General features: G+C 67.0%; 19 protein-coding genes. 7 read left to right on the top strand and 12 right to left on the bottom strand.

Annotated features, from left to right (window positions below):
• Positions 1-100: 100 nt before the first annotated feature.
• Complete coding sequence (locus AC5JCN_RS12260) at positions 101-229, bottom strand: hypothetical protein (RefSeq protein ID WP_495755346.1); 129 nt, start codon at positions 227-229, stop codon at positions 101-103.
• A gap of 70 nt (positions 230-299) precedes the next feature.
• Between AC5JCN_RS12260 and AC5JCN_RS12265 the strand changes: the two genes are divergently transcribed.
• The 5 genes from AC5JCN_RS12265 to AC5JCN_RS12285 all read left to right on the top strand — a co-directional run bounded on the left by AC5JCN_RS12265 (position 300) and on the right by AC5JCN_RS12285 (position 3,851).
• Positions 300-1,295, top strand: a complete 996-nt coding sequence (locus tag AC5JCN_RS12265) for a helix-turn-helix transcriptional regulator (protein WP_495755347.1) — start codon at positions 300-302, stop codon at positions 1,293-1,295.
• Positions 1,296-1,376: 81 nt separating this feature from the next.
• Positions 1,377-2,168 carry a 2-keto-4-pentenoate hydratase gene (locus tag AC5JCN_RS12270; RefSeq protein WP_495755507.1) on the top strand — a complete coding sequence of 264 codons (792 nt, stop codon included), beginning with the start codon at positions 1,377-1,379 and terminating at the stop codon, positions 2,166-2,168.
• 71 nt (positions 2,169-2,239) lie between these two features.
• Entirely contained in the window at positions 2,240-2,563 is a 324-nt protein-coding gene (locus tag AC5JCN_RS12275) for a hypothetical protein (protein WP_495755348.1), read from the top strand.
• A gap of 213 nt (positions 2,564-2,776) precedes the next feature.
• A complete protein-coding gene (locus AC5JCN_RS12280; RefSeq protein WP_495755349.1) occupies positions 2,777-3,331 on the top strand; it encodes an SOUL family heme-binding protein in 555 nt (184 codons plus the stop codon).
• A 97-nt stretch (positions 3,332-3,428) separates the two neighbouring features.
• Complete coding sequence (locus tag AC5JCN_RS12285) at positions 3,429-3,851, top strand: VOC family protein (RefSeq protein WP_495755350.1); 423 nt, start codon at positions 3,429-3,431, stop codon at positions 3,849-3,851.
• A gap of 59 nt (positions 3,852-3,910) precedes the next feature.
• Here the strand turns inward: AC5JCN_RS12285 and AC5JCN_RS12290 are convergent, their stop codons facing one another.
• The 11 genes from AC5JCN_RS12290 to AC5JCN_RS12340 form a co-directional block, all read right to left on the bottom strand.
• Entirely contained in the window at positions 3,911-4,924 is a 1,014-nt protein-coding gene (locus AC5JCN_RS12290) for a carbohydrate kinase family protein (RefSeq protein ID WP_495755351.1), read from the bottom strand.
• Between the two features lie 12 nt (positions 4,925-4,936).
• Positions 4,937-5,986 carry an ABC transporter ATP-binding protein gene (locus AC5JCN_RS12295; protein ID WP_495755352.1) on the bottom strand — a complete coding sequence of 350 codons (1,050 nt, stop codon included), beginning with the start codon at positions 5,984-5,986 and terminating at the stop codon, positions 4,937-4,939.
• 225 nt (positions 5,987-6,211) lie between these two features.
• Positions 6,212-7,249, bottom strand: a complete 1,038-nt coding sequence (locus AC5JCN_RS12300) for a carbohydrate ABC transporter permease (protein ID WP_495755353.1) — start codon at positions 7,247-7,249, stop codon at positions 6,212-6,214.
• A complete protein-coding gene (locus AC5JCN_RS12305) occupies positions 7,246-8,397 on the bottom strand; it encodes a carbohydrate ABC transporter permease (protein ID WP_495755354.1) in 1,152 nt (383 codons plus the stop codon). The genes AC5JCN_RS12300 and AC5JCN_RS12305 overlap by 4 nt, the downstream gene beginning before the upstream one ends.
• 73 nt (positions 8,398-8,470) lie before the next feature.
• On the bottom strand, positions 8,471-9,937 hold the full coding sequence (locus AC5JCN_RS12310; RefSeq protein ID WP_495755355.1) for an ABC transporter substrate-binding protein: 1,467 nt from the start codon (positions 9,935-9,937) through the stop codon (positions 8,471-8,473).
• Between the two features lie 95 nt (positions 9,938-10,032).
• Positions 10,033-10,599, bottom strand: a complete 567-nt coding sequence (locus tag AC5JCN_RS12315) for a glucose-6-phosphate isomerase family protein (RefSeq protein ID WP_495755356.1) — start codon at positions 10,597-10,599, stop codon at positions 10,033-10,035.
• A 78-nt stretch (positions 10,600-10,677) separates the two neighbouring features.
• Entirely contained in the window at positions 10,678-11,064 is a 387-nt protein-coding gene (locus AC5JCN_RS12320) for a hypothetical protein (RefSeq protein WP_495755357.1), read from the bottom strand.
• A gap of 27 nt (positions 11,065-11,091) precedes the next feature.
• Complete coding sequence (locus AC5JCN_RS12325) at positions 11,092-12,570, bottom strand: mannitol dehydrogenase family protein (RefSeq protein WP_495755358.1); 1,479 nt, start codon at positions 12,568-12,570, stop codon at positions 11,092-11,094.
• A 169-nt stretch (positions 12,571-12,739) separates the two neighbouring features.
• Complete coding sequence (locus AC5JCN_RS12330; RefSeq protein WP_495755359.1) at positions 12,740-12,937, bottom strand: hypothetical protein; 198 nt, start codon at positions 12,935-12,937, stop codon at positions 12,740-12,742.
• Between the two features lie 153 nt (positions 12,938-13,090).
• Positions 13,091-14,107: a methyltransferase gene (locus AC5JCN_RS12335; RefSeq protein ID WP_495755360.1), complete on the bottom strand. Its 1,017-nt coding sequence runs from the start codon at positions 14,105-14,107 to the stop codon at positions 13,091-13,093.
• A gap of 211 nt (positions 14,108-14,318) precedes the next feature.
• Complete coding sequence (locus AC5JCN_RS12340) at positions 14,319-14,993, bottom strand: DUF2459 domain-containing protein (protein ID WP_495755361.1); 675 nt, start codon at positions 14,991-14,993, stop codon at positions 14,319-14,321.
• A 253-nt stretch (positions 14,994-15,246) separates the two neighbouring features.
• On the opposite strand from AC5JCN_RS12340, the gene motA reads away from it, so the two are divergent.
• Both motA and AC5JCN_RS12350 read left to right on the top strand, forming a co-directional pair.
• Positions 15,247-16,110, top strand: coding sequence for a flagellar motor stator protein MotA (motA, locus tag AC5JCN_RS12345; RefSeq protein ID WP_495755362.1), 864 nt, complete (start codon positions 15,247-15,249; stop codon positions 16,108-16,110).
• Positions 16,111-16,132: 22 nt separating this feature from the next.
• Positions 16,133-17,038: a flagellar motor protein MotB gene (locus AC5JCN_RS12350; protein WP_495755363.1), complete on the top strand. Its 906-nt coding sequence runs from the start codon at positions 16,133-16,135 to the stop codon at positions 17,036-17,038.
• The last annotated feature ends 90 nt before the right edge of the window (positions 17,039-17,128 follow it).

Consider the following 17,128-nt stretch of genomic DNA (forward strand, 5'->3'; position numbering starts at 1 on the left):
TGGGTGGCCCTGCGTCTGTCCTGATGCATGCTTAAGGAGGCGCGCTCCGTGCTGCTGTGAGGTGCTTCACAGGTTGAGGAAAGCTTACCGAACCCCCCCTTCAGACAGCCGCGTGCCAGCACAGGGCGAGGCCGAGAAGGACGATGGCGGCGACCAGCATGTCGCCGATCATGCGGTCGAGGCGTTGGCCAATGTCGTGCTCGACCGGGGTGGTGCCGTGGGTGCGCATCGCCGTCTCCTGTCTTCGATGCAGATGGGATACGGTGGTGGGGCGTCAGAACCTGTCAGGGGTGCTCGGAATGCCGTTCGAAAAGGCCGGCCAGCTCGTCGATCTCGCCACGCTGCTGAGGGCGCGGCGCGCCGGCGTGACACTGTCCGATATCGAGGAACGCTATGGCTGCTCGCGCCGGACCGCGCAGCGCATGATGCGGTCGGTCGAGGCACGCTTTCCCGAGGTGGAGGTCGATACCGACGACGAGGGGCGGCGCCGCTGGCGCATCCGCGGCCCGGGCCTTCGTGATCTCCTGAACTTGGAACCGGACGAGGTCGCCTCCCTGGACTTCGCCGTCGCGAGGCTCTCAGGGGACGGCCAGACCCGCGAGGCCGCGCTGTTGAGCCGGCTTCGGGAGAAGGTGCTGGCGCTGGTCCCCGATGCGAGGGCGCGGAGCCTGGCGCCGGACCACGATGCGCTGCTGGAGGCCCAGGGCTTCGTCGCCCGTCCGGGGCCGCGCCCACTGACCGACGAGGCGGTGGATGCGTCCGTGGCGGAGGCCATCAAGGCCTGCGTCGTGCTCGAGATCGAGTATCAGGGCCGCAACGACGCGGCGCCCCGCATGCGCGCGGTGGAGCCCTACGGGCTCCTCTCCGGCGCGCGGCGTTACCTCGTGGCGCGGCCGGAAGGAGACGCGGAGGGGCCGGTGCGCACCTTCCGCATGGACTCGATCCGTGCCGCGAGGCCGACCGATCGCGGCTTCGCCCGCCCGGACGGCTTCGACCTGCAGGCCTTCTCCCGGCGTGCCTTCGGCCTGTTTCAGAGCGAGCAGGAGTATGGTGAGGTCGTATGGCGGTTCGCGCCGCGCGCGGCGGAGCAGGCACGCGGCTATCTCTTCCACCCCGACCAGACCACGGAGGAACAGCCGGACGGATCGCTGATCGTGCGCTTCCGGGCGGCGGGACATCTCGAAATGGCGTGGCATCTCTATGCGTGGGGCGACACCGTCGAGGTGCTCGAACCGGCGCGGCTCCGGCAGATTGTGGAGGGCTATCGCCGCAGCGATTTCGGCGCCCTGCCCTGATCGAAGCGCAACGGAGTGGTGCAGACACGCGCGCCGCGCCACGCCAGAATGCGCGTGGGAAGACGGAAGGCAGTGGGACGCATCGTGGACGGCAAGACGACCGAGGCGGCGTGCGCGCTGCTCTACCAGAACTGGAAGCAGCAGACCCGCATCGCCGCGCTGCCCGAGGAGATGCGCCCCACCACCCGCGCGGAAGGCTACGCCATCCAGGCCGCTCTCGAGGCCTACACGTCGAAGCCGCTGTTCGGCTGGAAGATAGCTGCCACCAGCAAGGCCGGGCAGGCCCACATCAACGTCGACGGTCCGCTCGCCGGGCGGATCCTCGCCGAACGCGTTCTCCCTGACGGAGCGACGATCCCGCTCGGCAAGACGCTGATGCGCGTGGCCGAAGTCGAATTCGCCTTTCGCATGGGTAAGGACCTCTCTCCCCGAACCACCCCCTATTCGCAGGAGGAGGTGCTCGCGGCCGTCGACACGCTGCATCCCGCGATCGAAATCCCGGATTCGCGGTACGAGGACTTCGCCAGGGTGGGCGCGGCACAGCTGATCGCCGACGACGCGTGCGCGCACCTCTTCATGCTGGGCGAGCCGGTGCGGGCCGACTGGCGCTCGCGCGACCTCGCGGCGGAAACGCCGGTCGGGCGCATCGAGGGCGGGCTGGAGCGGACGGGCCTCGGCGCCAACGTGCTCGGCGACCCGCGGATCGCCCTGACCTGGCTTGCCAACGAGCTCTCCTCCATCGGCGTCACGCTGAAGGCGGGCGAGGTCGTCACCACCGGAACCTGCCTAGTCCCGCTGGAGGTGAAGCCGGGCGACCGGGTGATCGCGGACTATCACGATTTCGGCCGCATGGAGGTGAGCTTCACGGCCTGAGAAGCGCCCATTGACGCAGGCCGCCCGATCGCGCCCAATCGTGACAGGCCGCCAACCCGGAGTTCCCTGCCGTGAGATTGCTCCTGCCTTTCCTCGCAGCTGCGTCGCTGGTGGCTGCCGCCTCGCCTGCCTTCGCCGACGCGATCGACGGCAACTGGTGCAGCGAGAAGACTGGCAAGACGATGCAGATTCAGGGATCCAGCATCGTCACACCGGGCGGCACGCACATGACCGGCCGCTACTCCCGGCACGCCTTTTCCTACACGGTGCCGGAAGGAGAGGAGGGCGCGGGGGCGCCGGTGGCCATGCGCCTCCTCGATGAAAACGACGTGCAGATGCAGGTCGGCGAAACCGGCGAACCCTCGATGTGGCACCGCTGCGAGCAGACGAGCTAGCCGGAGCGCGGGTCTTCAGACCCGCACGAGCGGAGGGGTCGCAAGAGCGCGTCTGAAGACGCGCGGTCCGACAAGTCTGCCCGAGGCCACCGCCCTCCCAATCCGTGACCGCCGCCCTATCTGAAGCGCGACGGCAAGCACGGGAGGGCACAGGTGAGAGTCGCAGCCATCGCATTCGCCAGCGTAGCCGCGATCGCAATAGCGGAGCCCGCCATGGCCGACATCGAACAGCCGCGCTACGAGGTGCTGGCGCAGGACGGCGCTTTCGAGCTTCGCCAGTATGCACCCACGATCGTCGCGGAAGTGACGGTGCCCGGAGACAGGGATGCCGCCGTCAATGCCGGCTTCAAGCTGCTGGCGGGGTACATCTTCGGCGCCAATGTGCCCAAGCAGAAGATCGAGATGACCGCGCCCGTGACGCAGCAGCCGGGCGAGAAGATCGCCATGACTGCGCCCGTCACCCAGCAAGCCAAGGGCGGCGAGTGGATCGTGCGGTTCGTCATGCCGTCCTCCTGGACGATGAACACCCTGCCCAAGCCTACCGACCCGCGGATCCGCCTGGAGACAGTACCCGCGCGCAAAATGGCAGCGATCCGCTTCTCGGGCTTCCACAGCGACTCCTCCTACGCCGCCAAGGCCGAAGCGCTTTCCGCGGAGATGGCGAAGCGGGGGCTGCGGCCTGCGGGTCCGGCGGTCTACGCCTATTACGACCCGCCCTGGACGCTGCCCTTCATGCGGCGCAACGAGGTGCTATGGCCGGTGCAGTAGGAGCGCTGTTTCTTTCCGCTGCCGTGTCGGACTCGCAGGTCTTTCCTCGTCCTTGGCGGGAGAGGCCGGATGGTTCGGCCTGGCGAGGGAGAGAGACATGAGCGAGAACACCGCGCAGCCGGCCCCGGTGAAGGGCGGCGTCGTACCCTATCTCCAGGTGGATGGCGCCTTGAAGGCTGCCGACTTCTACGTCCGGGCCTTCGGAGCAACTATCGCCGGCGCAATGCCCGCCGACGAGAAGGGCCGGACGATGCACGTCCACCTCTATGTCAACGGCAGTTCGCTGATGCTCGGCGACCCCTACCCCGAGCACGGCTACCCCTCCGAGAAGGCGCAGGGCTTCAACCTGATGATGATGGTCCCGAACATCGACGAGGCCTTCGCCCACGCCGTCTCGTGCGGAGCAACGGCGGTGACGCCGCCGCAGGACATGTTTTGGGGCGACCGCTACGGGCAGCTGCGCGACCCCTTCGGCGTGCTCTGGGCGATGAACACACCCGGCAAGGGTGCGGCTGGCTGAGCTCGACGAACTTCGGGCTGCTGCTGCGGAATCCCAGCCAGTGCGGCGGCGGCCCCGACTCAGGCCGCGCCGCGCACCGCCAGGAACCGTTCCACCTCGCCCCCGGTCGGGAGGCTGGCCATGCCTCCTGCCCGGGTCGCGGCAAGGGCACCGGCTGCGCAGGCCTTCAGGCCGACCTCCACCAGTCTCTCCCGCCCCTCTGTACCGCCATCCAGCAGACCGCAGAGGAGCGCTGCCAGGAACGCGTCCCCGCATCCGACAGTGTCCACCGTCTCCACGGCGAAGCCGGGGATGGCGACACAGTCGTCGCGCGTGAACAGCACTGCCCCATGGGGCCCCTGCGTGACCGCCAGCAGCCGCATCCCCGCGTGCCAGACGGCCCGGGCTCCGTCGAGAAGATCCCCGCAGCCCGAGATCAGCGCGAGCTCGTCCTCCGATAGCTTGGCGATATCGGCTGCGGCGACGACCTCCCGGCCGGCGTCCCTCATCGCATCCCCGTCTTTCCAGAGAGGCCGGCGGAAATTGGGGTCGGCCGCAACGAGGATGCCTTGCGCCTTCGCCCGGCGGATGGCGTGGCGCTGGGCCCCGGCCGATCCTTCCCGGGCCAGGAACAGGCTGCCGACCGAAAGCACGCGGGAGCGCGAAAGTACGCCTTCATCCACCTCGCCGGGCGCGTAGTCCACGTCGGCGCACGTATCCCGATAGAAGAAGAAGTCGCGGTCCCCGGCCGGATCGAGCGTCACCACGGCGAGGCCGGTGGAGCGGTTCGCGGCTTCCACGACGCCGGACCGGTCGACGCCATTCTCGTCCAGCGTGTCCAGCAGCAGGCGGCCGAAGGCCTCCTGCCCCACCCGGCTGAGCATGGCGGAGCGCAAGCCGAGGCGCGCCACACCGACAGCCACGTTGCCGGGTGCGCCGCCGGGCTTGGCGACGAAGCGAAGGTCGCCATCGGGCGAAGGCTCCGGGACGAGGTCGATCATCAGCTCGCCCAGGCAGGTGACGTCGATGTCTCTTGCCGGGGGACCTGGCGCGGCTTCGTTCACCTGCGCGCTGAAGGATGCTTGGCTGGCCATGGAGCCTGGTCGTCAGTTGATCCGGTTGCCGGAGCCCTGGTCGAACAGGTGCACCGATGTCTCGTCGAAGCCGACGCCCACGGCCTCGCCGATCGGCTTGGCGAAGTCCTTGGGCGCCTTCACCGTCACAATGGTCTCGCCGCAGCGGCAGGTCACGAGTGTATGGTCGCCGATGAGCTCGGTGGCGTAGATGTCGCCGGAAAGCTTGCCCGACCCCGCCGCGACGACGCTGCAGTCCTCGGGCCTCAATCCGGCCACGGCGCCCGGGGCACTCGCCTTCCCGCCGGTGCCGAAGCGTCCGGACGCGCCCTCGAACAGCCCGTCCTTCAGCGTGCCGTCGAGCAGGTTCATCGGCGGCGAGCCGATGAAGCCGGCGACGAAGAGGTTTGCTGGCCGGTTGTAGATGGTCGCCGGCGTATCGAGCTGCTGCAGCACGCCCTTTTCGAGCAAAGCCACGCGATGGGCGAGCGTCATCGCCTCGATCTGGTCGTGGGTGACGTAGATCGTGGTGATGCCGAGCTCGTGCTGCATGTGCTTCAGCTCGGCCCGCATGTGGCCGCGCAGCTTGGCGTCGAGGTTCGAAAGCGGCTCGTCCATCAGGAAGGCCGCCGGGCGGCGCACGATGGCGCGGGCGAGGGCCACGCGCTGGCGCTGGCCGCCAGAGAGCTGCCGGGGGAAGCGGTCGACCAGCCGGTCGAGCTGCACTTGGCGCGCCACGTCCTGGACGTTGGCCTCGATCTCGGCGCGCGGCTTCTTCCGGATGGCGAGAGGGTACGCGATGTTCTCGAACACAGTCTTGTGCGGATAGAGCGCGTAGGACTGGAAGACCATCGCCACGTCGCGGTTCTTCGGCAGGACGTTCGTCACGTCGCGGCCGCCGATGAGAATGCGGCCGGAAGTGACGCCCTCCAGCCCCGCCACCATGCGCAGGGCGGTCGTCTTGCCCGAGCCTGACGCTCCGAGCAGCACCAGGAACTCGCCCTGCTGCACCTCCAGAGAGAGCGCCTTCAGCACCTCCACCGCGCCGAAGGACTTGGTGATCTGGTCGAGCTTGATGGTCATGGGACGGTCGACCTTGGCGGGTGGTTCGGAGCGCGCGTCTCCAGACGCGCAGTGCGGCTCGCAATACATTGCGGGTCTGGAGACCCACGCTCCACTTGCTTGCGAGCGGAGCGAAGCAACCCGGGACCGTTCAGATCCGGCGGCGGCACGTGCGACGGAAGGACCGGGCTGCTTCGTCGCCGCGCTCCTCGCAAGGACGGTGAAACACGATCGCTCATCTCGCCCCTACCCCTTCACGGCGCCGAGCAGCAGGCCCTTGGCGATGAAGCGCTGCAGCAGGATGGTGAGGAGGATCACCGGCACGATCATCAGGCTGATCAGCACGGACATGTACCACCATTGCGGGCCGCGGGTGGCGTTCTGCGCCGCGACGAGGAGCGGCATGGTCTGGGCGTTGGCGTTGGAGAGGAAGAGCGCCAGCAGGTACTCGTTCCAGGCCAGGATGAAGACCAGCAGCGTCGTGGCGACCAGCCCGGGGCGCGCGAGCGGCAGGGCGATCGTGAAGAAGATGCCGAAGCGGGAGGCGCCGTCGAGCGCGGCGCTTTCCTCCAGATCGCGCGGGATGCCGACGAAGAAGTCGTACATAAGCCAGACGACGATCGGCAGGTTGACGGTCGTGTAGGTCGCCACCAGCGCCGTCCGCGTATCCAGCATCTGGATGCTCTGGAACATGACGTAGACGGGCAGCGCCGCGACCACGGGCGGCATGATGCGCTGGGAGATGACCCAGAAAAGGATGTCGGGGTTACCGAGGCTGCCCTTCAGCATCCGCCCGGCCGGCCGCAGTCCGAGCACGAACAGCGCTACCGCCACGGCCACCGCGATCCGCCAGTCGATCCCGAAGCCGGCAACCGCGGCGAACACCAGGATGAGGAGCAGGACGAAGAGCAGGATGCTCCCCATGCGCGGAGCGAACTCCAGCCGCGCCAGCGCGTAGGCCGCCATCGAGCCGATGAGCACGGCGAGGAAGGTGGAGCAGATCGCGACGATGACGGAATTGATGTAGGGCCGCAGCGTGTCGCCGCCGACCTCGACCAGGATGTAGTGCCAGGCATGCATGGAGGGCTGGAAATCGACGAAGGGCAGGTAGACCGGCCCCTGCGCGACGTGCCCCGGCAGCTTGAAGGACGTGATCGCCACCCAGTAGAGCGGGAAGAGGCAGACCAGCGTCCACAGGATCAGCAGGCCATAGACGATGATGCGGCCGCCGGGCGACATCTGGCCGATCTCGCGCGGTTCGAAGAAGCCGGGGCGCGTGGTCATGAGCGCGCCTCCCTGAGCGGCTTGGCGACGAAGTTGAAGAACGACACGCAGACAATGGTCGAGACGATCAGCAGCGTGTAGGCGACTGCCGCCGAGCCACCCAGATTGAGCGCCCGCCATTCCTGGAAGGCATGCAGGGTCAGGGATTCAGTCGCGATGCCCGGTCCGCCATTCGTCAGGATGTTGGGCAGGTCGATGATCTTGAACGCCTCAATGGAGCGGATCAGGACAACCGTTGCAGCCACCGGCGCGATGGACGGCCAAGTGATGTCCCGGAAGATCTGCCACTTGCTGGCGCCGTCGAGTTCGGCCGCCTCGACGCTGTCGCGCGGCTGGCTTTCCACAGCGGCGAGCATGACAATGAAGATGAAGGGGATCCACTGCCAGCTGTCGCCGACGAGGACGACGAGGCGCGCCGACCAGGGCTGCGCCGACCACGATGCCTCGGCGAGGCCGAACATGCGCCAGATCGGGGCGAACGGCCCCACCGCGGTGTCCGCCAGCATGCGGAACGTGTAGGCGATGCCGACCGGCGTCACCATCAGCGGGATAAAGAAGACGACGCGGAAGAAGGCCTTCCCCCTCACCGGATTGGCGCAGAGCAAGGCGAGGCCGAGCCCGATCGCGAATTGCAGGGCGACGCCGCAGATGACGTAGAACAGCGTTGTCGTCACCGTCCCGAACAGACCCGCCGGTCCAACGGTGCGGGCGAGCATCCAGGCCACGGCAAGGGCGAAGGCGATGGTGACGAGCCGTCCGAGCGTGCCGGCGATGCCGGCCCGGCCGCTGCGGAAGTACCGCACCAGGAACCATGCACAGGCGGCGGCGACAGCGAGGAAGATGATCCAGCCGTACCAGGCCACGTCCGTGACGGTGCCGATGAAATGGAACTGCTGCGTGCCCCAGAGCAGCTTGTTGTAGTTCAGCATCCCGACGAACTGCAGCTTGTAGCCGCCCAGCGCCAGCCGGAAGCTCGAGAAGGACAGGAGCAGGGAAATCACGAGCGGGAAGATCGAGAAGACGAGGATGATCAGAACCGCCGGCATCAGGAAGAAGCGGCCGGCCTGCCGGTCCACCCAGTCGGCGATGCTCTCGCGCACCGGCGCCTGGTGATCGACCGCCGTCAGCGTGGTCTGGGTCAGCGCCATGGCGGCGTCTCGTCCTCCGGGGGATGCCCGCCGCCGGCCGGAGCCGGCGGCGGCTTTACGGATCGTCGAGGCCTTACTTGGCGCCGATCGTCGCCTTGTAGGCGGAGAGCTGGCCGTCCTTGCCGAGTTCCTCGGTGACCTCGTTCCAGCCCGTCACGATGGCCTGGACGGTCTGGTCCGTGTTGAGCTCACCCGCGAGATAGCGCGCCAGGGCGGTGTCCATCACGATCTGCTGGTAGCGCTGGTTCTGCGGGATGCGCAGGTCGAGCACCATGTTCGGGCTGTTGAGGCTGTCGGCGAGGGCGCCGAGGTAGTTCTTGGCCGAATCCTCCGTCATGCCGGCCTTTTCCCAGCCCTTGATGTCGCCGAACTGCGACACGCGGAAGGGGTTGAAGCCGGTGTTGCCGATGGTGACGTCGATGTTCGACTGCGCCGGCTGGGCCAGGTAGGAGAAGAACGCGTAGGCAGCATCCTTCGTCTTGTCCTTGGCCTTGGCGTTGATGCCGCCGCCCCAGCCGCCAAAGGCCGCGTACGGAGCGTGGTTCACGCCGTCCTTGGCGTAGGGGCAGGTCTTGGCATCACAGGCGACGAGCTTGCCGGTGGAGCGGTCGAGCACGCTCTTGGAGCCCGGCAGGATCACCGTGCCGACCTTGTTCTTCACCTTGGAGATGCTGTCGTCGATGGAGATCGGGCCGATATCGCCCCAGTCCATGGTCAGCGCGCAGCGGCCGGAGGCGAAGAGCGGACGGGTGTCGGAGACGTCGAGGTTCAGCTCGTCCGGCGGTCCGTACTTGCCGGTTTCCTTGTAGATCTCGAGCGCCCTGCGGAAGCCCTCATTGTCGATGAGCGGCTTGAAGTCTGCCGTGTCGAAGAACACGCCCTGGCTGGTGCCCTGCGACTGGAGGAAGCCGCCTGCGACAGAGGTGGCGAACCAGTAACCCTGGGCGCTGCGCTTCTTGCCGATGCAGGAGCCGTAGTCAGGCTTGCCGTCGCCGTTCAGGTCCTGGCCGTTCGCGGCCTTGGCGATGTCGAGATAGTCGTCCCAGGTCTGCGGCGGCTTCTTGCCGAGCTTCTCCAGCACGTCCGTGCGGTAATAGACCAGGTGGAAGTCCCCGTCGAACGTCATCATGTAGGACTTGCCGTTGAACTTCTGGGAGAAGTCACGGAAGAACGGAGCGACGTCGTTCTCGTCGAGCTTGGTGTCCTTCGCCATGCGCGGCGTCAGGTCTTCGAGGTAACCGGCCCCCGCGAAGTCGACCATCCACTGCGGTGCGAACACGGCCGCGTCGATGGAGTTCGTGCCGGCTGCCCAGTCGGTCAGCAGCTTCTGGTAGATGTCGGAGAAGGGCACCGTGATCACGTTGACCTTGGCGCCGGTGAGCTTCTCGAAGTCGGGAGCCCGCTTCTGCATCGGGCCGGAGATCGCCGGGCCGGTCTGGGTGAGGATGTTGACGGTGACGCCGTCGAACTCGCCGGCCTGAGCGCCGGCGGCAAGGCCTACCGCGAGCGCGGTTCCGGCCAGAAGAGCTTTGAGTTTCATGGATGTACCTCCCAAGGTCCTTGTTCTTTGCTTGCGCGGATTCCTCGCGCGGGTCTTGCCGAGTTCGCCGGTGGAGCCCTCCTCTCCTCGGCCGTTCAGGCCGCGTAGCTCGGGTTTGGCTCGAACCGCAGCTGGCCGTCGCGCTCGACGACGAGCGTGCGCATGCCGCGTTCGAGGATCTCGCCATAGTCGTGGCCGGCGTCGGTCGCGCAGAACCACGCGAAGATGAGCGGTTCCGACCCGACATTGATCGAGCGGTGCGCCCAGTCGGGCGGAATGTAGGCTACCACGCCCGGCTTCATCTCGACCGTGCGCGTCTCACCCTGGCGCGATTCGAGCAGCAGAAGCCCGCGCCCCCGCAGAGTCTGGTAGGTTTCGGCGCACTCGCGGCGGATGTGGAAGTGGCCGCGCGTCATGAAGTACTCGGCGCCGATGCGGCCCGGTTGCATGATCGTGGTGCCGAAGGCGATGTCGCTCTCGGTATGTCGGTAGTCGATGACCTCGTAGGCGATCGCGTCGCCGTGGCGGGCCAGGTAATCTGAAGCTGCGGTCCGGTCGCGGTAGAGTGTCGCGAGTTCGCTGACGCGCTTCTCGTAGCGGCCGGTAGAGGGCGAAACGGCACCCGTCGCCGCGTCGATGGAAACGCCTTCCGGAACCAGCATCGTCTCTCCCCCATCCCCTCCGTCGTTCTCGGCTTATCGGTCGGGGACAGCGAGCAAAGCAGCACCCCTTCCCCGGTGTCAAGGCGCTCCGGAGCCCCCTTCCGTGCGATTTGACTGCATTTGGGCGACGACGGCGGGAAGCGGAGGCTCGTCCATCCGTGTGCCTTCAAACGCCGTCCCCTCACCGGCAGCCGCACCGGCATAGCGCGCCTCGAGCTGGATGCGGCAAAGCTCGGCGTTGGCCTGGGCCGAACCGCCAATCCGGCGGATGGCGCGCAGGTGGCCGATGAGATCCGCGTCGGGGATGTCCGCTCCGTCTAGCGTGGTGAAAGCCAGTCTCACGGGCTCGAAGGGCCCACCGTCGTTGCCGCGCGCGGAGAAGTAGCACCTGGCGCGTGCCAGCAGCCGGCGCAGCAGGGCTTCCTGCCGGCCCAGGAACGCCTTTTCGCGGAAGGTCCGGCGCACCCGCTCGAGCCCCTCCTGGGGACGGTCTCAGAGCGTTCCGGCGATGTAGCGGTCAATCGTCTCGCGCGTGCCGACGGACCAGAGGCTGTGAAGCGCGGTAGCGAAGCGCTGGCGGAACACGTCCGACCCGGAGACGAGGCCGAAAATGTCCTCGTGCACGAGGAAGGCGTCCGGGTCGTCCTTGGCCGCAAGGGCAGTCGGCTGCAGGCGCGGCGCGTTGACGTCGTTGATGTCGATCGGCTTGCCGGACTCGGTGGTGCCGGCGAGGTAGCGGCACCAGAAGGCGGAGACGAGGGCAAGGCCCTTCACGTCGAGTCCCTGGCGCAACCTGTCCGCGGTGGAGGGCAGGACGAATTTCGGCTGCCGGTTGGAGGCGTCCTGCGCGAGGCGCGGGATGGTGTCGCCGATCTTGGGGTTGGCGAAGCGGCGAACGATGAGGGCGAAGTAGTCGTCGAGGTTTGTGTCCGGCACGGGCGGGACGATGGGCACGATTTCGTCACGCTCCAGCTTCTCTAGGAAGCCGGACACGCTGGGATCCTCCATCGCCTCGTGCACGAAGTGGATGTCGAGGAGCGCCGCCGGATAGGCGATTGACGCGTGTCCCCCGTTGAGGATGCGGATCTTCATGTGCTCGAAGGGCGCGACGTCCTTCACGAACTGGACGCCCACCTTCTCCAGCGCGGGACGACCGAGCGGGAAGTGGTCCTCCAGGACCCACTGCTTGAACTCCTCGCAGAACACCGGCCAGGCATCCTCGATGCCGTAGACGTCGCGGGCAATGTCGCGCTCGCGCTGGCCCGTGGCCGGCGTGATGCGGTCCACCATGCCGTTGGGGAAGGCGACGTTTGCGTCGATCCAATCCGCGAGTGCGGGATCGGAGAGGCGGGCCAGCCCGGTCACGGCCTCCTGCGTGACGTGCCCGTTGCCGGGGATGTTGTCGCAGGACATGACGGTGAAGGGCGGGATGCCACGCTCCCGGCGGCGCCTCAGGCCCGCGACGATGAGGCCGAACACGGTCTTGGGATCGGACGGATTGCGGCCGTCCTCCGCGATCGGCGCGTAGCCAGGGTCGAAGCGGCCCATGGCCGGGTTGATGAAGTAGCCGCCTTCCGTGATCGTCATCGAGACGATGCGGATCGAGGGCGCGGCCATGGCCTCGATCATCCCCTCGCGGTCGGCCGGGTCGAGGAAGTCGACCATGGCGCCCGTCACCCGCGCACCGCTGCGGTTCACGTCCTGCTCGACGACGGTGGTCAGGTAATCCTGCCCCGCGAGCTTCTCGCGCATGGCGCCGTCGGAAGGCAGCACGCCTGCGCCCAGGATGGCCCAGTCATGGTCCAGCCCCATGCCGAACAGCTCGTCGAGATAGACGGCCATGTGAGCGCGGTGGAAGTTGCCGACGCCGAAATGGATGATGCCGGGCTTCAGGTCGCCGCGGGAATAGGAGGGAACCGCAGCCTTGGCGGATGCCTGGCCGAGCGTGCCGAGCGAGAGCCTGACGGTCATGGTGGTGTCCTCCCCGTCCTGTCATTCGCCCTGTTTCCGGGTGTCCGGACCGGGCATCGTCAGGGACGTATCAGACCGGGCGCGTGGTGCAAGCTCAGCACTGCGCGGAGAACGGGAAGTCGGGTGCGCGCGGCGTGGGAGCCGCGCGCTGAAGCCTGTGTCCGGCCGCTCAGAAGCGCGGCAGGACGAGGTGCCCGGAGGCGAAGAGGCCAAGCAGGATGCCGGCGCCGATGGCGACGGCGACGATGATGGCGGCAAAGGCCGTATCACCGCCTCTGCGGGCTTTCGCGACCGCCGGGCGCAACGTCGTCTGACGGACGCGGAAGTCCTTCGACATTTCGATTGCTACGGGTTCGCGGTAGGCCATGGTTCCAATTCCTGAAAACCTTTGGTCAAATTGTATGGATCCGCGCCCGTTTACGAGTTCTTAAGACATTCATTCAAATGCGAACGATTCGGTTGATTTTTCACCAACGAGGCCGCCCTGCCGCGCGCTCGTCGCGGACGGCAGGGCAACGACTCACTTGAAACCGACGACCATCGAGTCCGGTCCGAGCAGATGCTCGACGCGCACGTTGGTGAAGCCCGCCTCCTCGAGCCAGCCGACGCAATCGGCCGTCGTGTAATCGAACCCGCCGGGCGTCTCGATGAGCATGTTGAGGCTCATCAGCAGTCCGAAGACGTTCTGCCGGCGGTCGTCGTCGATCATCGCGTCATAGACCACATAGGCTCCGCCCTTCGGCAGCGCGGCATAGGCCTTGGCCACGAGCTGGCGCTTCTCCGCCAGATCCCAGTCGTGGAGGATGTGTCCCATGACGATCACGTCCGTGGACGGGAGGGGATCTGTAAAGAAATTGCCGGGCTGGAAGCGGACGCGCTCCGCCAGGCCGTTGGCCCTGACGAAGTCCTCGAAGACCGGGCCCACCGGCGGCAGATCGTACCCGACGACCTGCAGGTGCGGATGGGCGCGCGCCAGCGTCACCGGCACCATGCCCTGAGCCGCGCCCGCGTCGGCGACGGACTTGAAATCACGCCACGGAAACTTTGCGGCGATGGCATGTGCCGCCCCCGCCGAAATACCGCTCATCGCCTGCAGAAAGCCGCGCAGACGATCGGGATCCTCGTAGATGCGGGCGAAGAAGTTTTCGCCGCGCTTGGCCTCGTTCTGCGGGTCGCCGGTCTTCAACGCCTCGGTGAGGTGGCCCCAGAACGGATAGAGACGGGCATTGGCCATCTCCAGGATACCGCCGACATAGCTGGGCTTGGCGCGGTCCAGGAAGAGATCGGCCTCTGCGGTGTTGCTGTATACTCCATCGCGCCGTTCGATCATGTGCATGGCGACGAGGGCGTCGAAGAAGTCGAGCGCGCCGCGGCCGTTGAGACCGAGCTTATGGGTCAGGTCGGCGGCACCCGACGGATGGCGGGCGAGCTCGGTGAACAGGCCGAGTTCAATCGCCGTCAGCAATGTCTTGGAACCCCAGAACCCCAGGCCGAGCTGCAGAATGTGCTCGGGCGACGGTGCGTGTGCGGTGCTCATGATGGTGTCTCCCCTCGGCGGCGGCCGCCCTCTTCGGGACGCGCGCACGCAGCACAGTTGACGCCTGTCAATTGTTTTGCGCAACGCGAGGTTAATTCCGCGCGGAGGGACACTGCCTTCGCCGGGGACGGCACGGCGTGACGGCGCGCACATGCCTTGCGGCGGGCACCCCACCCCGCAGCGGCGCTCGAACCGGTTCAGACGTTCCGGTTCAGCGTGAAGCCGGCCGAAGCACCGGCAGGCCGGCATGCCAGTGAAGGTCGAAAATCAGCCCATCGGGAAGCGTCGCCCAGGCCTGGTTCGTGGGTACACCTGCCGCACCGACCAGTGCAGACGTCCAGTGATTGCACACGCGGAAGATGCTGAACGTTTCGGTGCCCGCGTAGAACAGGCTGTCTCGCTGCAATCCCGGTCCCAGAAGGACGGGCTTACCGGTTTCGCCCCGACGCAAGGCTGCGTCCAGCTGCCGGGCGAGTGCGTCGAAGCCCTCCTGCGACAGCGTGATCGCCACGATCGTTGCCGAGAGGACCCGAGATGCGCGATCGGGCAGACCTGCCACGTGGACGACCGACTCATTGCCGGGCCTGAACAGCGCCCGCAGCGCCATTCCGAGATCGAGAGAGTCGAGCGTCGGCGTGTTGCGGTAGAAACGAGCCTCCCCCCACCCGACCTCGAGGACGGGGAACCCGGCGAAGCGGTCCGAGACGGATTCGAGAGCTGGCAGGTTCAGCCGGGCAGCTGCGGCGCTCAGCGCCGGCTGCGGGAGGGCGACGCCGGAGTGGAAGCCGTTGCTCACCACCTCGATGCCGACGGACGGTTCACCCGGCCTGGCCGGGTAGAGCCGGGGGTCCCCGCTTCGCCACGTCAGGGCGGTCGCAAGGATCACGCAGAGGAATATCACGACAAGACTGTTTCTGATCCAGCGCATGGCGCAGAGTAAGCCCGCAGTGCGGAAAGGTTCCAGTAACCAAGGCATGGATGGGGCAGGATTCCCGGCCGTGGAGCCCACGCTTGAAACCTTTGGCCGAAGAATGACGCTTCCGAGACCTGCGGGCCGATGGCTCTAAACTGGTCTTTAATAAGTATCAGTCACTTACGGAGTTGCTTCGCGGGGGCTGTACCCGCAGGGGTGGCAATCCATGCGGCTGATCGTCGGCACAATCATCGTGTTCGTCTGCGTCCTGGGCAGCTACGCGGCCATGGGCGGCCACCTCGAGGTCCTCTGGCAGCCCTTCGAGTTTGTCATCATCCTCGGTGCAGCAATCGGTGCCTTCATCATCGGCAACCCCGGGCCGGTGCTCAAGGCCGTGCCCTCCATGTTCGGAACGCTCGTCAAGGGCGCGAAGTACAAGCAGGAATGCTACGTCGAGCTGCTCGGAATGCAGTTCTCGCTGTACAAGCTTGCGAAGCAGAAGGGCATGACGGCGATCGAGCCACACATCGAAAACCCGGGCGAGTCGTCCCTGTTCAACGCCTTCCCGACCTTTGCAGCGAACCACCATGCGGTCGAGTTCGTCTGCGACTACATGCGCATGCTGACGATGGGCGCAGACAACGTCTTCGAGATCGAAGCCCTGATGGACGAGGAGCTGGAGACCCACCACCAGGAGCAGGAGCGCATCGTCTCGGCCTTGCAGTCGCTTGCGGACGGAACACCGGCGCTCGGCATCGTCGCCGCCGTGCTCGGCGTGATCAAGACGATGGGAGCGATCTCCGAGCCGCCGGAGGTGCTTGGACATCTGATCGGCGGCGCGCTCGTCGGCACCTTCTTCGGCGTCTTCGTCGCCTACGGTTTCTTCGCGCCCATGGCGGCTTCGCTCAAGCGCATCTACGAGGCTGAATCCAAGTACTACCTCTCGCTCAAGGCGGGGCTCATCGCCCATATCAGCGGACAGCCGCCGGTGATGTCGGTCGAGTTTGCCCGCAAGGCTCTGTTCAGCGAAGTCCGCCCGACCTTCAGCGAAGTGGAAGCGGCAACCGCCAATCTGCCCGCCACTGCCTGACACAAGCGCCAGCAGGATATCGATGGACAAGCCCAACCAGACGATCGTCATCAGGAGGGTCAAGAAGGCCGCCCATGCGCATCATGGCGGCGCCTGGAAGATCGCCTACGCGGACTTCGTGACCGCCATGATGGCGTTCTTCCTGCTGATGTGGCTGATCAGCATGACGACGAAGGAGCAGAAGACGGGCCTGGCAAACTACTTCTCGCCGCCGAACGTCAGCCCCACCACCAGCGGCTCCGGCGGCATCCTGATGGGAACCTCGATCGACAAGGTCGGCGCCAAGGCGTCGGACCCGCGCGACACGCCGTGGAGCTCGGGCCGCGCCAGTGACTCGGAGGTCAGTCGCCCGGCCGCCAATGACCGCGACGCGCGCCCGGAGGACGGCTCCGGCGCCGGCGGGGGCGGGGCCAGCAGCCAGGCCGAAAGCGGAAGGGCCAACCAGGCCGCCGCGGCCAGCATCCGGCAGGCGCTCCAGAACATGCCTGAATTCGCCGAGCTGTCCCGCAACATCGTGGTCGAGCCGACCAAGGACGGCGTGAACGTTTCCTTCGTGGACCAGGACGGCCGCTCCATGTTCCCGGAGGGCTCCGTCCACCCCTACGACCGAATCCGCCTCGTGCTGGAAAAGCTCGCGCCCACCTTGCGCCGGCTGAACAACCGCCTGTCCGTCACCGGCCACACGGCCGCCGTGCGCCCGGGCTCGGGGCCGGGTGTCGATTCCTGGAGCATCACCGCCGGGCGCGCTCTCTCGGTGCGTGAAATCCTGTCGGGTGCCGGATTCCCCAGCGACCGCTTTACCTCCGTGGTGGGACGCGCCGACACCGAGCCGGTCTTCCCCGACAACCCTTACCTCGCGCCCAACCAGCGGGTCACGGTCACGCTGATCAACGAGGCGCCACCCCTGCCCCCGAGCGGCCTTCGCTGACGACGTCCGGCGTGGCGCCCATGTGGCGTGACGCTGCGCACCGGCGAGCTATTGGCCGACCCCGTCCGGCGGCAGATCCCGCACGTCCGC

The organism is Alsobacter sp., assembly GCF_059501845.1.